Below are 14,003 nucleotides of genomic sequence, written 5' to 3'. Positions count from 1 at the left end.
CGCGCCCTACGGATGGCGCGTGCTGCTTGGACCGAGCCTATCGCCCCCCTCCGGTGGCGGGATCCCGCCCTTCTGGACTCCTGCGGGTGCGTATCGTCCCGTGCCGTCTAACCTCGTCCCATGGAGAACTCGCTCCCAGCGGTCGTCCTGATCGACGACTCCTCCGAGGTGCGTGCCCTCATCAGGACGCACCTCAAGCTCTCCGGGCACTTCCGGGTCGTCGGCGAGGGGGCCGACGGCACCGAGGCGATCGGCCTGGCGCACCAGCACCGGCCCGAGCTCCTGCTCCTGGACCTGTCGATGCCGACGATGGACGGCCTGCACGCCCTGCCGGGCGTCCTCGCCGTCTCCCCCACCACGAAGGTCGTCGTGTTCACCGGCTTCGAGGAGAGCGGTCTGGACCGGGAGGCGCGTCACATGGGTGCCGCCGCACTGATCGAGAAGTCCAGCAGCCTCGACGATGTCGTCCAGCAGCTCCTCCGGGTCCTTGAGGCTCCCGCCGAGCCCGAGGTCCCGCGGGACGCGGCCGAGCCCGCCGGGGCCGAGCCGGTGCTCGGACCGGACCCCCACCTGGCGGAGCTGGCGGAGGTGCAGGAGCGTCGGGTGCTCGACGAGCACCTCGAGCGTTTCCGGGAGGTCTTCGACGAGGCCGCGATCGGCATGGCGACCCTGACCCTCACCGGCGGGATCGTGCGGGCCAACCGGGCGCTGGGCCATCTGGTCGGACGCCGGTACGAGGAGCTGGTCGGCATGGACTATGCGACGCTCATGGCCGGCCACGGCGACCTCCTCGACGAGGGACTGCGCCACGCCAACGCGCTGGGCAAGGACCTCGTCCAGGTCGAGCACCCGATCTCGGGCGACGGCGGCCGTCGGGCCCTCGCCACGCTGGCCCCGGTCCGCGACTCGTCCGGCCAGGCGCTCTACATCTTCCTGCAGCTGCGGGACATCACCGAGCAGCGCGCCGCCGAGGAGGAGCTGCGCCGCAGCGAGGAGCGCTTCCGCCTCATCGTGGAGGTGGTCGAGGACTACGCGATCTTCATGCTCGATCCCAAGGGCCACGTGGTCAGCTGGAACGCCGGGGCGCAGCGGACCAGCGGATACCGCGCCGAGGAGATCATCGGCCGGCACTTCCGGACGTTCTATCCCGCCGAGGTCGAGGAGTCCGGACATCCCGAGCGCGAGCTCGAGATGGCGATGCGCGACGGACACTACGCCGAGGAGGGCTGGCGGGTCCGCAAGGACGGGTCCCAGTTCTGGGCCGATGTCCTCATCACCGCCGTCTTCGACGATGCCGGCAACCACGTCGGCTTCTCCAAGGTCACGCGTGACGTGACGCCGGGCCGGGAGGCCGAGGAAGCCCTGCGACAGAGCGAGGAGCGGTTCCGGCTGCTCGTCGACGCGGTGCGCGACTACGCGATCTTCATGCTCGATCCCGAGGGCCACGTCGTGAGCTGGAACGCCGGCGCCGAACGGGCCAAGGGCTACACCGCCGACGAGATCATCGGCCAGCACTTCCGGGTGTTCTACCCGCAGGACCAGATCGGAGCGCGCCATCCCGAGCACGAGCTCGAGACGGCCCTCCGCGAGGGTCAGTACGCCGAGGAGGGCTGGCGGATCCGCAAGGACGGGTCCCGCTTCTGGGCCGACGTGGTGATCACCGCGGTGTTCAACGACATCGGTACGCACCTGGGCTTCGCCAAGATCACCCGCGACACGACGGATCGCCGGCGCGTCCAGCAGGAACGTGAGCAGGCCTCCGACGCCCTGTCGGACACCAACGACGTCCTGCAGTCGCTCAACATGCGGCTGCGCCACGCCGCCGCCGACCAGTCCCAGTTCCTCGCCGTCACGGCGCACGAGCTGCGGACTCCCGTCGCGGTGCTCGGCGGGTCGGCCGACACGCTCGCCCGGCACTGGCAGGACCTGACGGAGTCCGACCGGCTGACCCTGCTGGACGGCATGACGAGCAGCGCCGACCGCCTGCGACGCCTGCTGGCGGACCTGCTGACGGCGTCCCGCCTGGACGCCAACTCGCTGCGGCTCGAGATCGAGCCGACGCCGCTCGGGCCGATCATCCGCAACGCGGTCAGCTCGTTGCGGAGCAAGCACGGTGACGTCGAGGTGGAGGTGACCGGCCAGGAGGACGTCGAGGTCCTGGCGGATCCGTCCCGCCTGTCACAGGTCGCGGACAACCTGCTCGACAACGCCGTGCACCACGGGCGGGCACCGATCATGATCGACATCGGCGCCACCGGGAACGTGGGCCGGATCCGGATCGCGGACTCCGGCACCGGCGTGCGTCCCGACGTGCGTTCCAGGCTGTTCCAGCGGTTCGCGACCGGCGACGAGGTCAGCGGCACCGGGCTCGGCCTGTTCATCGTCCGGGAGCTGGCCCGGGCCCACGGCGGCGACGCGGTCTACGAGGAGCCGGGCCAGGACTCCCCCGCCGGGGCCTTCGTCCTCACGATCCCGGTGGCCTGACGGCCGGCGTCAGCGCTTCGGCACGACCGGCACCGGGAGCAGGAGCGCGGCCGGTGCGCCCGCCGGGACGGCGGGGCTGATCGGGGCCACGGGGGCGACGCGGACGTACGGCTGACCGAGCGCCGGCCGCTGGTCGACCTCGCCCTTGTTGGGCCACAGCGCGATCGCGCGCTCGGCCTGCGCCGTGATCGTCAACGACGGGTTGACACCCAGGTTGGCGGTGATCGCTGACCCGTCCGTGATGTGCAGGCCGTCGTAGCCGAACACCCGCTGGTAGGGGTCGATGACGCCTGCCTCGGGCGTCTCCCCGATGACGCAGCCACCGATGAAGTGCGCCGTCATCGGGATGCCGGCCAGGTCGGCGGTCGAGCTGCCGGCGTTGCCCTCCATGTCCGCCGCCAGGTCGCGGGTGACCTGGTTGGCCATCGGGATCCAGCTCGGGTTGGGGTCGCCGACGCCCTGCTTGCTCGTCATCCGGCGGCCGAGGAGGCCCCGCTTGACGTACGTCGTGATCGAGTTGTCGAGCGTCTGCATCACCAGGACGACGATCGACTGCTCGGCCCAGCGGCGCGGGTCGTGGATCGCGATCGCCCGGCGCAGACCCAGCGCGCGGTACGCCCTCCAGACCGCCGTGAGCTGCGAGCCGCCGTGCCCACCGTCGACCAGGGGCGCGTTGATCAGTCCCAGGGCGCTCGACCCGTGGCCGTACCGGCACACCTCGACGTGCGTGTGCTCGTCCGGGTGGAACGACGAGGTGATCGCGATGCCCTGCGTGTAGTCCGCGTCCTTGCGCATCGACCGCGCGGTCAGGACGGCCTCGGAGTTGGTGCGGCTCAGCTCGCCGATCCGTGCCGACAGCTTCGGCAGCGACGTCGCACGCAGCCGGTGGAGCAGAGTCTGGGTGCTCAGGGCGTTGCCCGCGAAGATCACGTGCTCGGCGGTGTACGTCTTGCGGCGCAGCGCGTTGCCGGTGCGCCGGGTCCGCACCTCGTAGCCGCCCTTGCGGCGCGGGCGGACGTCGGTGACGGTCGTCATCGGGTGGACCTCGGCACCGGCGCCCTCCGCGAGGTGCAGGTAGTTCTTGACCAGGGTGTTCTTGGCGTTGTGCCGGCACCCCGTCATGCAGGCGCCGCAGTCGATGCAGGCCTTGCGGTCGGGGCCGGCCCCGCCGAAGAACGGATCCGGGACGGTCTCGCCGGGGGTGTCGCCGAACAGCACGCCGACCGCGGTGGGGTGGAACGTGTGCGCCACGCCGTAGTCCTTGGCCAGTGCCTCGAGCCGGTCGTCGGCGGGGCTCCAGCCCGGGTAGGTCGAGACGCCCAGCATCTTCTTGGCCTGCTCGTAGTGCGGGACGAGTTCGTCCTTCCAGTCCGTGATGTGCGCCCACTGGCGGTCACGGTAGAACGCGTCGAGCGGCTCGTAGAGCGTGTTGGCGTAGACCAGCGAGCCGCCGCCGACGCCCGTGCCGCTCGCGATCAGCACGTCCCGCAGCAGGGTGATGCGCATGATGCCGAAGCACCGCGCCCACGGCGCCCAGAGGTAGCGGGTCGCGTGCCAGCTGCTCTTGGGCAGCTCGTCGTCGGCGAACCGGCGACCGGCCTCCATGACCCCGACCCGGTAGCCCTTCTCCGTCAGACGCAGCGCCGCGACACTGCCGCCGAACCCCGAACCCACCACCAGGACGTCGTAGTCATGCTCACTCATGGACACACCATACGGTGCTTGTTGACACTCTGCCAATAGGCGGTGAGACTGGATGCGTGACCGCCACCCGCCTGCGCCTCGCCCCGGCCGAGCGCCGCCAGCAGATCATCGACGCGGCGCGTGTGCTCTACTCCGACCGGGCGTACGACGACGTGTCGACCGCCGAGGTGGCCGAGGCCGCCGGCGTCGCCCGCGGGCTGATCAACCACTACTTCGGCGACAAGCGCGAGCTGTTCCTGCAGGTCATGCGCGAGTCGATCCTGATGCCGACGCAGGCCCTGCCCGACTACGACGGCAAGTCGCTCGAGGAGCGGGCCCGGCTCACGATGAGCTGGATCCTCGACGCCGCCACGACCTACGGCCAGGCCTGGATCAGCGCGAGCGGTGCGGCCAACCTGCATGGCAGCTCGGACATCCAGGCCGTCGTCGACGAGGCAGACGACCGGGCCGCCCGGCTCGTGCTGGACGCCCTCGGCCTGCCCGACACCCCCCGGCTGCGGGCCCGCCTGCGACCGACCGCGGCCCTCACCAAGGCGGTCTGCCGCGAGTGGCTCCAGCGCGGTACGTTCACGCGCGACGAGGCCCTCGGCCTGCTCACCGACAGCGTCCTGCTGTTCGTCCAGAAGGAATCCCCATGACGGAAGAAGACTCATGACCTCGATCGGCATCATTGGTTCCGGCTTCGGCGCGCTGGCCGTGGCGATCGAGCTCCAGCGGGCCGGTCACACCGACCTGCGCCTGTGGGAGCGCTCGGACAGCATCGGCGGCGTGTGGCGGGACAACACGTATCCCGGCGCCGCCTGCGACGTACCGTCCCCGCTCTACTCGTTCTCCTTCGAGCCCAACCCCGACTGGTCCTCGCGCTACGCCGGCCAGGAGCAGATCCTGGCCTACATCCGCGCGACCGCCGACAAGTACGGCATCACGCCGCTCGTGCAGACCGGCACCGAGGTCGTCGCGGCGCACTACGACGAGGACAGCACGACGTGGACCGTCCGGTTCGCCGACGACACCGAGCAGACCGTCGATGTCCTCGTCACCGCGGTCGGCCAGCTGTCCCAGCCGGTCCTGCCGCGGATCCCCGGCGTCGACCTGTTCGAGGGGATCTCGTTCCACTCGGCGCGCTGGAACCACGACGTCGACCTGACGGGGCAGCGCGTCGCCGTCGTCGGCACCGGAGCCAGCGCGATCCAGTTCATCCCGCACGTCGCCGAGCAGGCGGCCGAGGTCGTGGTGTTCCAGCGGACCCCTTCGTACATCCTGCCCAAGCCCGACCAGACCTTCGGCCACCACTACCGCCGGGTCCTGCGGCACCTCCCGGGCGCCCTGGTCGGCGAGCGGGCGACGTGGTGGACGTTCGGCGAGCAGTTCTCCCGCGGTCTCGACGACGACTCGCGGGTCGGCAAGGTCATCAAGACCGTCGCGCTCAAGCACCTCCAGCACAAGATCAAGGACCCCGACCTGCGGGCCAAGCTGACCCCGGACTACCCCGTCGGCTGCAAGCGGATCCTGTTCGCCAACACCTACTACCCGGCGATCGCCCAGCCGCACGTCCACCTGGTCACCGAGGCGATCACCGAGGTCACCCCGACCGGCGTCGTCGCGGCCGACGGCACGGTCCACGAGGTCGACGTCATCATCTACGCGACAGGCTTCGACGCGCAGGAGTTCCTCGAGTCGATCGACATCACCGGCGTCGGCGGCCAGAAGCTCGCCGCGCAGTGGGCTGACGGCGCCCGGGCCTATCTCGGCATCTACGTCCCGCACTTCCCGAACCTGCTGGTCACCTACGGCCCCAACACCAACCTCGGTGGCGGCTCGATCATCTACATGCTCGAGGCGCAGGCCCGGCACATGCGACAGGCGATCGACCGGCTCCGCAGCGGCTCCTACCGGACCGTCGCGGTCACCCCGGAGGCCGAGGAGGCGTACGACCGGGAGATCCAGGACCAGCTGGGCCACTCGGTGTGGGCGCACTGCGACAGCTGGTACCGCCACGCGTCGGGCCGCATCACCTCCAACTGGCCCGGATCGACCCACCCGTACGCCCAGCGCACCAAGGCGCTGGAGCCCGACTCCTTCGAGTGGGCATGAGCTACCCCGCCGAGCCGTGGGACCTGCACGGCCATGCCTATGTCGGCGCGTGGCTCGTGCCGCGTGCCGACCTGCCCGCGCCGCACTCGCCGGCGACCAGGCCGATCACGATCTTCGGGCGGGGCATCGTGTCGGCGGCGTTCTTCGTCTACGAGGAGCCGAGCCCCCTGACGTACGACGAGATCATGGCGACGGTCCTCGTCCGCGAGGGCTGGCGGCTGCGCGTGTCCATCACGCACATCTGGGTCAACTCCGCCGACTCCCGCGACGGTGGCCGAGAGCTGTGGGCGATCCCCAAGGACCTGGCGGACTTCCGGGTCACGCCCCACCGGACGTACGTCGCCGAGGGCATCGGCTCGCTGGCGCTGCGGGCGGTACGTCGCCTGCCCTGGCGGTTGCCGCTCGCGTTCCGGATCGCTCAGGACCGCGCCGGCACCCTGCAGGTCTCCCCTGTCGCCGGCCGGGCCAGGCTCGGCCTCGCGGGGGCGCGGTGGTCGTTCACGCCGGACGGACCGATCGGCTTCCTCGCCGGGCGCAAGCCGCTCGTGACGCTCGCCGTCCGACCGTTCGCCCTGATGTTCGGCCGCAAGGGCACGTAGAGCCCGTCAGCGGCCGTCGACGAGCTGCTTGACGGCCGCGGTCGTGCGTGGCGCAACTCGCTCTGGCACGTCCTCCACGGGTCGCGCCACGGCGGCCAGGGCGGCCACGGGATCAGTCCTCACCGAGGCGGTCACCACGCCGGCGAGCTTCACGTCGGCGGCCACGGGCGCCCCGGTGGTGGCTCTCGGCGCGGCCGCGGCGGCCGCCGGCCCCCTCACCGCGGTGGGTGGCGTGGCGGGCGTCGTCGCGGGTGCGGCAGCCCGGGAGCGCTCCGGCGTGGTGCGCGGCTGCGGCACCGCCCGCTCGGCGGGCTCGGCTGCGTCGACCGACGCAGCCGGCAGCACCCGCGCGGCCTGGTGCGTCGCCACGTGATCCTGCGTGGCAGGCAGCGAGCCGGTCACGAGTGTCACGGTCGCGACCGCGGCGGCCGCCGGCAGCGCGAGGGCGACGAGGGTCCCCTTGGCGGCGGTGACCAGGTGGGTCGCGGCCAGGACGAAGCCACCGCCGACGGACGTCGCGGCGACTGACGTGGCCGCCACCGCGCCGACCTCGCGGTTGACCTCCTGCAGGTCGAGGTGGATCGCGACGCACGCGTCGCAGGTCTCGAGGTGCGCGTGGACCTTCTCCTGGTCGCGCATCGTCGCGGTGCGGCGCACGACCCCGGCCAGCAGCCGGCGGACGTCGCGGCAGACGGCCTCGGAGGGCTGGTCGGTCGGGTTGACGTGCTGCTGGAGGTAGGCGTCACGCAGGCCGGAGCGGGCCCGGTAGACGAGCGCCGACACGGTGTTGGGCTTGAGGCCCATCGCGTCCGCGATCTCGTGGGGCTTGCGGCCCTCGACGTCGAGCTGCCACAGCACGGTCTGCCAGCGGTCGGGCAGTGACTCGTACGCCGCGCGGACCGTGGTCTTCTCGAACGCGTCGAGCTGGCCGTCGCCGAAGGGCACGACGGTGTCGATCTGGCTGTCGTCGTCGGTCGGCATGACGCGCTTGTTGGCCTTGGCGCGCCGGCCCGACTCGTGCCGGATCGTCGTGAAGAGATAGGCCCGGAAGGCCTGGTCGGGACCCTTGCCACGACGGAGCAGGTCGAGCACCTGGGCGAAGGCCTCGGCCACGACGTCCTCGGACTCCTCGCGCTGGCCCAGGTGGCGTGCCAGCCGGCGCGCGCCGTAGGCATAACGGTCGTACAGCACCGCATACGCCTCGTTGCTGCCCTCGCGGGTCAGCCGCAGGAGCTCCCCGTCGTCGAGCACCTCCATGCCATCCGGTGACTCGAGCGAGGCGTCAGCCTCGTCAACCTCAGTTGTGCGCGCAGAATCCACGACCGTGCTCCCCTGGAAATATTGCGAGGACTCAGGCGTTGGTGGTGCCGTCATCCCCTGTAACCGCTAGTTGCAGTTGCTAAATAGTTGCACGAGAAACAAAATCCCGCAGGCGGACCGGCCAGTGATCTAGGACATGTGCACAACATGCCGGTTCTGATTGCGGTGCCGGGAAATCGTGACCCTCTGCCCCTGGCGCCACACGAGCCCCACGGGCCCCACGCCGGCCGCCGCCGGGGCGTGCCGGGGACGGAGCATGAGGGGTCGAGGCAGCCCCGACGACCCCGACCGCTCATCGTCGGTCCGCAACGAGCACGAGGCCGGATCCACTCAGGGGATCCGGCCTCGCTGCTGCATCAAGGGGGTGGGCGATACTGGGTTCGAACCAGTGACCTCTTCGGTGTGAACGAAGCGCGCTACCACTGCGCCAATCGCCCCTCACGTGCCACAAGACCTTAACCTACCCGGTTCCGCCTCAGGCGTCCGACCCCGCCGGTCCGCACCGCAGCGCGCCGACCGTGTGCAGGAGCCACTTGAGGGAGCCGATCGGCGCACCGTCGACCACCTCGACCGTGACGTCGAACGCGTGGTCGTGGGCAACCTCGGCGCCGACCCACTGCCACGTACGTTCCCCCGGCGCCATGGCCCGTCGCCAGCCCCGCTCGGTCCACCGGGTCGACCAGCCGGACACCTTCCACTCGGCCTGCTCCAGACGGTCTCGTTCGCGGAAGTACGCCTTCCAGTCCTCGTCGTCGCGCTCCGGGGCGAGCCGGGCGGCGAACCAGTCCGGCAGCTCCATGCCGGCGTCCGTTGCGGCGATGACCTCGGCGATCCCGGCGAGCGCCTCGGTCGCCGAGCCGGAGACGTGGACCCTGGCCCGCCGCTCGTACGTCGTGACGACTCCGGTCGCCGAGGGGCCGATGCGCGGGTCGCCGGCCAGCCAGCCCAGACGCTCACCCGGCCCGGACGCGGCGGGGGCGGACGACCGTCGGCGCCACCAGCTGACCGGGCTCGGCTCCCCACTGCGAATCGTCGTCCCGGTCACGATGTCGACGAGGTCGAACACTCCCCGCGCACGCGGCCACCACGCGACGAGCGGGCCAAGGTCGAACTGGGCCGACACAGCGGCCCGGTCGATCGGCCGGGCCAGCTGCGCCTGGGGCGGGTCGCCCCGCACGAGCCGGCGCTCGACGTCGACCGAGGCGGAGTTGCCCCGGGCGGCCTCGGCATCGAGGACGGGCTGCAGGATGCCCATGCCCTCGGCGGGACTCGCGGGCCTCACGCGGACGCGGCGGCGAAGATCGTCGGTTGCTCGAGCACGGCCGTCCGCACGTCGGGCTGCAGGTCGTCGACCGACATGACCTGGACGCCCAGCACGCCGAGGGAGGCCGGTGTGCCGGAGTCGTCGAGCGCCCGGGTGAGCGCGCCGACGACCGACTCCTGCCCCTCGATGCCGGCATCCGTGGCATAGGCGAGGCAGCCGATCCACGGACTGTCGTCGATGCTGTAGATCAGTGCCCAGACCTTGTCGACGAAGGAGTAGTCACCCATGCCGGCCCGGATCTCCTCGACCGCCCGCCGGGGCAGGTCGGGCCAGACCTTGAACGTCAGGTGGGTCCCCTCCGGGAAGGGGTCGGTGAACCGCTTGAGCTGCCGGGCGTAGTCGGGGTCCATCACGACTCCCGTCGGTGTGTCGGGGTCCACCACGACGCCGATCCCGTCGGGCAGCTCGGCCAGGCGCGGGCGGACCGGGGTCGAGAGGAGCCGGTAGCCCTCGGGCAGTGCCGCCAGCGCCGCGTCGGGGTCGCTCCACAGGCACAGGAGCGGCTCGCCGGACGCGGACGCCGTGGAGAAGAGGCGACCCGCGGTGGTGTCGACACCGACGAGCAGCGTCGCGTAGAGGAAGTCCCACTTGGTGGCGAACGTCCGCGTGCTCATCGGGCCCCCGCCCCCGCCGAGGCGTAGCCCGTGCCCTGCAGGATCAGGCTGACCGAGTCGGTGCTCTTGATGTTCTCCTGCGACATGACGTGCGTGTAGTTGGGGCTGTGCGCGCCGCTGAGCTGGATCGGGCCGGGTCCGCCGAGCGCGTTGCTGACGATCACCTCGACCTGGTTGGCCGGTGTGCCGTCGGGGATGTGGATCGGGCTGCCGCCGTGGTCGAGCACCGTGATGTTGCCGCTCGCGATCCCGTCCTTGATGTCGAGGAAGTACTGCGTCTCGCCGCCGGGACCGAACTGCGGGTTGGCCAGCGTCGTGCCGCTGGCGGCGGGCGTGGGGCTGTTGACGTGCAGCGTGACCATCGAGTCGCGGTAGCCGGGGTGCGCGCCGTCGGCTGCGCCGGGCCCGACCTGGACGCCCTCCCAGACCTGTCCGGCGTCATTGCCGTGCGACGCCGCGGTGCCGCCGTCGACGGCGTAGTTGCTGAGGCCGGGCCAGCCGGCCTCCAGCTGGCGTCCCGCGTCCAGCATCGTGTCGGCGTAGTCGTCGACGCCGGCGAAGGGCCTGGTGCCCTGCCAGGCCTGCGCGGACTCCGCCATCGTGGAGCCGCCGGACCGGGCCTCCATGAACGTCGCGCTGATCGTCTTCAGGGACGTCCGCAGGCTCGCGAAGCTCGACGCGCCGCCCTCGCCGAAGACCTGGGCGATCTTCTGCATGCCGGGCAGGAAGTTGCGGCGCAGGGCGTTGGCGGTGGCCGCGAGGTTGACGACCATGCCCTTGACCGCGACCGTCAGGTGCGAGGCCGCACCCAGCATGCCGCCGGCCTTGAACGCGGCGGTCAGCTCCTTGAGCGTCGTGAGGCCCTTGGTGCCGGGGATGCACGACAGGGCGGCCAGGCCGACGTCCAGCAGGCTCGCCTCCCCCTTGGCGTACTTCATGAGGGTGTCCGCCAGCACGATGAGCGCCGCGGCCAGCACGACCCAGGCGAGGGGGCCGCCGATGATCAGCACGACGATGCCGAGCACCGCGACGACGATCTTCGCGACCTCGACGAGCACGTCCCAGGCGGCCTTGGCGCCGTCCTTGATCTTCTGCCAGCGCGAGCGCGGCTTGATGCCGGCGTCGGCGGCGTCCCGCACCTTGTCGGCGGCGGTCCGCCCGTCCTGCTTGCGCAGGTCCCCCGCGTCGAGCGCGAGGCGGCGGGCCGCGTCGAGCCGGGCCTGCGCGTTGTCGACCAGCGTCTGGGCGCTGCCCTTGGCGCGCTCGGCCGAGTCGAGCTTGTTGCGGGCCTTGGTGATGTCGTCGGACGACGGCTTGAGGTCGTCCGGGACGTTGTGCAGGTGCAGGGCGCCCGCTCCGGCGGCGGCGCTCAGCACGTCGGCGGCGGCGTCGAGCTGCTGCTGGGCCGCCTCGAGGTCCGCCTTGGCCTCGCGGCCGTCCTGGAGCGCCCGACCGGCATCGGTCTGGTGGCTGCCGAGCTGATCGGCCCACCAGCTCATCGCGTCGGCGGCCTGATGGTAGGACTCCTTGCACTTGCGCAGCTGGTCGGGCAGCTCCGAGGAGTGCTCGCGGAACGTGTTGCCGGCCTTGCCGATCCACGACACGACCGCCGCGTCGCCCATCAGGCCGCGCAGGCGCGACTCGGCGTACTCGGCGTCGTCGCCGATCCGCTCCCACGTGCGACCCACCTGGCGGACGGTCGACACCTCGCCCGGGGTGGGGTCGTCGATGTCAAGGACGTCCTGCCAGTCCTGTGGTCTGCTCATGCGGGCTCCCCCTGAAGCTCGTCGGCGTCGATCCGCACGACGCGGAAGGTGCTGGTGACGGCGTCGAACAGGTCCAGCAACGGGTCCGCGAGCGCGATGACCGGTGAGCTGAGCGCCACCAGGAACACGCGATCGACGTCGTCGACGGGCACCGCCGTGATCATGAAGACGTTGCGCAGGAAGTGGCCGTCACCGAGCTGGGCGTCCTCGATCCCGCTGGAGCGCGGGGAGTCGCCGATGCCCGGCACGTCGACGACCGACGTCACGGCGTACGGCTCGGTCGGGTCGTCCGGATCCCGCGGCACCTGGACGAACGAGCCGCGGAGGTCGACCGCGCCCTCGCCGGCCTGGCGCTGGGCGTTCATGACGAGCGAGACCGTGACGGACCCGGAGACGGTGCCCTCCGGCGTCGGCATCGCGAAGCCCGCGCAGTACGTCGCGCCGGCCTCGTGCGCCCGGCTCGCCTGCTCGAGGAGCACCTGCGCGATCGCGTGCCGCTGCTCCCACAGCTCATCGGTGCCGCGCACCCGGTCCTCGACCAGGCGGCGGATCGCGTCGCCGCGCGTCGCCGGCTCGCAGTCGACCTCGTACCAGCTGTCGGGCACCGTGATGGTGTAGCCGAGGCGTCCTTCGAGGCCCCGCGCGGCACTGACCGGCATCAGCCGGCGTCCGGCTTCTCGTCGAACGCCGCCGCGAGCTCGACGTCGGTGTCGATGTAGGCCTGCGCCGACTGGGTCAGGGCCTCGACGGTGCCGTCGATGTTCTTCTTGATCCGGCCGCGGCCGTCGTCCCAGTGGTCCTCGAAGTCGTCGAGGGCGTTCGCCAGCTCGTTCGACCCCAGCTCCGACTCGGCGTCGTCGATGACGTCCCGCGTGCGGTCCAGGCCGTCCTTGACACGTTCGAGCGTCGAGGCGAGGGTCTGGAGCCCGACGACGTCCACCGAGAGATCAGCCACGGGTCCATCCTGTCGTCGCCCGCGCTCGCGGGCAACCGAGGCCGCACGGAGGATCAGGGATCGATGCCCTTGGCGGCCTCGCGGGCCCAGATCTCCTGGGCTCGGCGGGTGATCGGCCCGGGGGCCGGCAGCTCACGGTCGTCGACCTTGGCGATCGCCTGCACGTCGCGGGTCGTCCCGACGAGGATGACCTCGTCGGCGGTCCGGAGCACGTCGATCGGGGCGTCACGCTCGACGACGTCGATCTCGCCGGCACACCACTGGAGGACCAGGGCCCGGGTGACGCCCGCCAGCGGGCCGGCGGCCAGCGTCGGCGTCACGAGCTGCTCCCCCACGACGTAGAAGACGTTGGAGCCCGTCCCCTCGCACAGCATCCCGGCGGTGTTGGGCAGGACCGACTCGCTGGCCCCTCGGGCGTACGCGTGCTCGATCATCAGGGCGTTCTCGGCGTACGACGTCGTCTTGAGACCCGCGAGCGCGCCACGCTCGTTGCGCGGCCACGGCACCGTGACGATGCTCGCGACGTCCGGAGGCCGGGTCGACGGCTCGGCGATGACGACCTGGGTGAGCCCCTCGCTCCCCCGCGGCGAGCCGAGCGGGCCCGGGCCGGAGGTGACGGTGACCCGGATCCGGCCGAAGCCGATGTCCTGGCCCTCCATCGTCGCGGCGATGCCCTCGCGGATCGCGCCGATGTCGGGCTTGCCGATCCCGAGGCCCTCCGCCGACCTCACGAGCCGGTCGAGATGACGGGTCAGCGCGAACGGCTGGTTGTCGCTGATCTGGATCGTCTCGAACACCCCGTCGCCCACGATCATGCCGTGGTCGAGCGGGCTGACGACGCGTTCGTCCGGAGATTGCAGCAGGCGGCCGTTGAACCATGTCCTCATGCCCCAACGCTACGCGGACCCCGGTTTGGGGGGACGGCGAAGGATCGGCTAATGTTTCATCTCGGCGCCGAACAGGTGCCGAGTGCGGACATAGCTCAGTGGTAGAGCATCACCTTGCCAAGGTGAGGGTCGCGAGTTCGAATCTCGTTGTCCGCTCGGAGAGGGTCTCCATACCCATCCAGCGGTGGGTTGGCCGAGAGGCGAGGCAACGGACTGCAAATCCGTTTACACGGGTTCAAATCCCGTACCCACCTCG

12 protein-coding genes and 3 tRNA genes are annotated in these 14,003 nt (G+C 71.3%); 6 read left to right on the top strand and 9 right to left on the bottom strand.

What is annotated here, in order from left to right:
- Positions 1–120 precede the first annotated feature (120 nt).
- Positions 121–2,484, top strand: coding sequence for a PAS domain S-box protein (locus tag JWQ91_RS06000; protein ID WP_297781952.1), 2,364 nt, complete (start codon positions 121–123; stop codon positions 2,482–2,484).
- A 9-nt stretch (positions 2,485–2,493) separates the two neighbouring features.
- Here the strand turns inward: JWQ91_RS06000 and JWQ91_RS05995 are convergent, their stop codons facing one another.
- Entirely contained in the window at positions 2,494–4,188 is a 1,695-nt protein-coding gene (locus JWQ91_RS05995) for a GMC family oxidoreductase (RefSeq protein ID WP_297781951.1), read from the bottom strand.
- A 56-nt stretch (positions 4,189–4,244) separates the two neighbouring features.
- On the opposite strand from JWQ91_RS05995, the gene JWQ91_RS05990 reads away from it, so the two are divergent.
- Genes JWQ91_RS05990 through JWQ91_RS05980 form a run of 3 tightly spaced genes read left to right on the top strand, consistent with a single transcriptional unit; the run spans position 4,245 to position 6,881 of the window.
- Positions 4,245–4,826 (top strand): TetR/AcrR family transcriptional regulator, encoded by a 582-nt coding sequence (locus JWQ91_RS05990; protein WP_297781950.1) that lies wholly within the window; start codon positions 4,245–4,247, stop codon positions 4,824–4,826.
- Between the two features lie 13 nt (positions 4,827–4,839).
- Entirely contained in the window at positions 4,840–6,282 is a 1,443-nt protein-coding gene (locus tag JWQ91_RS05985) for an NAD(P)/FAD-dependent oxidoreductase (protein WP_297781949.1), read from the top strand.
- On the top strand, positions 6,279–6,881 hold the full coding sequence (locus JWQ91_RS05980; protein ID WP_297781948.1) for an acetoacetate decarboxylase family protein: 603 nt from the start codon (positions 6,279–6,281) through the stop codon (positions 6,879–6,881). The genes JWQ91_RS05985 and JWQ91_RS05980 overlap by 4 nt, the downstream gene beginning before the upstream one ends.
- Positions 6,882–6,887: 6 nt before the next feature.
- Here the strand turns inward: JWQ91_RS05980 and JWQ91_RS05975 are convergent, their stop codons facing one another.
- The 8 genes from JWQ91_RS05975 to JWQ91_RS05940 form a co-directional block, all read right to left on the bottom strand.
- Positions 6,888–8,138 (bottom strand): sigma-70 family RNA polymerase sigma factor, encoded by a 1,251-nt coding sequence (locus JWQ91_RS05975; RefSeq protein ID WP_297781947.1) that lies wholly within the window; start codon positions 8,136–8,138, stop codon positions 6,888–6,890.
- A gap of 428 nt (positions 8,139–8,566) precedes the next feature.
- Positions 8,567–8,638 (bottom strand) — tRNA-Val (locus JWQ91_RS05970).
- 38 nt (positions 8,639–8,676) lie between these two features.
- Complete coding sequence (locus JWQ91_RS05965) at positions 8,677–9,483, bottom strand: hypothetical protein (RefSeq protein ID WP_297781946.1); 807 nt, start codon at positions 9,481–9,483, stop codon at positions 8,677–8,679.
- Positions 9,480–10,139, bottom strand: coding sequence for a hypothetical protein (locus tag JWQ91_RS05960; RefSeq protein ID WP_297781944.1), 660 nt, complete (start codon positions 10,137–10,139; stop codon positions 9,480–9,482). The genes JWQ91_RS05965 and JWQ91_RS05960 overlap by 4 nt, the downstream gene beginning before the upstream one ends.
- Positions 10,136–11,905, bottom strand: a complete 1,770-nt coding sequence (locus JWQ91_RS05955; RefSeq protein WP_297781943.1) for a putative T7SS-secreted protein — start codon at positions 11,903–11,905, stop codon at positions 10,136–10,138. The genes JWQ91_RS05960 and JWQ91_RS05955 overlap by 4 nt, the downstream gene beginning before the upstream one ends.
- Positions 11,902–12,564, bottom strand: coding sequence for a hypothetical protein (locus tag JWQ91_RS05950; RefSeq protein WP_297781941.1), 663 nt, complete (start codon positions 12,562–12,564; stop codon positions 11,902–11,904). Before JWQ91_RS05950 ends, JWQ91_RS05955 begins: the two co-directional genes overlap by 4 nt.
- Positions 12,564–12,860 (bottom strand): hypothetical protein, encoded by a 297-nt coding sequence (locus JWQ91_RS05945; protein ID WP_297781940.1) that lies wholly within the window; start codon positions 12,858–12,860, stop codon positions 12,564–12,566. The genes JWQ91_RS05950 and JWQ91_RS05945 overlap by 1 nt, the downstream gene beginning before the upstream one ends.
- Before the next feature lie 53 nt (positions 12,861–12,913).
- Entirely contained in the window at positions 12,914–13,747 is an 834-nt protein-coding gene (locus tag JWQ91_RS05940) for an aminotransferase class IV (protein ID WP_297781938.1), read from the bottom strand.
- Between the two features lie 84 nt (positions 13,748–13,831).
- Here JWQ91_RS05940 and JWQ91_RS05935 point away from each other — a divergent pair.
- Positions 13,832–13,903 (top strand) — tRNA-Gly (locus tag JWQ91_RS05935).
- A gap of 27 nt (positions 13,904–13,930) precedes the next feature.
- Positions 13,931–14,001: transfer RNA gene (locus JWQ91_RS05930), tRNA-Cys, on the top strand.
- Positions 14,002–14,003 lie beyond the last annotated feature (2 nt).

The sequence above is a fragment of the Aeromicrobium sp. genome (assembly GCF_025965075.1).
GTDB lineage: Bacteria > Actinomycetota > Actinomycetes > Propionibacteriales > Nocardioidaceae > Aeromicrobium.
This window is presented reverse-complemented; position numbering and strand designations above follow the sequence as displayed.

Bases quoted from the DNA above. Each gene is read 5' to 3' on its own strand.
- JWQ91_RS05950 (WP_297781941.1), bottom strand. From the start codon at position 12,564: ATGCCGGTCAGTGCCGCGCGGGGCCTCGAAGGACGCCTCGGCTACACC.
- JWQ91_RS05940 (WP_297781938.1), bottom strand. From the start codon at position 13,747: ATGAGGACATGGTTCAACGGCCGCCTGCTGCAATCTCCGGACGAACGC.
- JWQ91_RS05960 (WP_297781944.1), bottom strand. From the start codon at position 10,139: ATGAGCACGCGGACGTTCGCCACCAAGTGGGACTTCCTCTACGCGACG.
- JWQ91_RS05955 (WP_297781943.1), bottom strand. From the start codon at position 11,905: ATGAGCAGACCACAGGACTGGCAGGACGTCCTTGACATCGACGACCCC.
- JWQ91_RS05995 (WP_297781951.1), bottom strand. From the start codon at position 4,188: ATGAGTGAGCATGACTACGACGTCCTGGTGGTGGGTTCGGGGTTCGGC.
- JWQ91_RS06000 (WP_297781952.1), top strand. From the start codon at position 121: ATGGAGAACTCGCTCCCAGCGGTCGTCCTGATCGACGACTCCTCCGAG.
- JWQ91_RS05975 (WP_297781947.1), bottom strand. From the start codon at position 8,138: ATGGAGGTGCTCGACGACGGGGAGCTCCTGCGGCTGACCCGCGAGGGC.
- JWQ91_RS05980 (WP_297781948.1), top strand. From the start codon at position 6,279: ATGAGCTACCCCGCCGAGCCGTGGGACCTGCACGGCCATGCCTATGTC.
- JWQ91_RS05985 (WP_297781949.1), top strand. From the start codon at position 4,840: ATGACCTCGATCGGCATCATTGGTTCCGGCTTCGGCGCGCTGGCCGTG.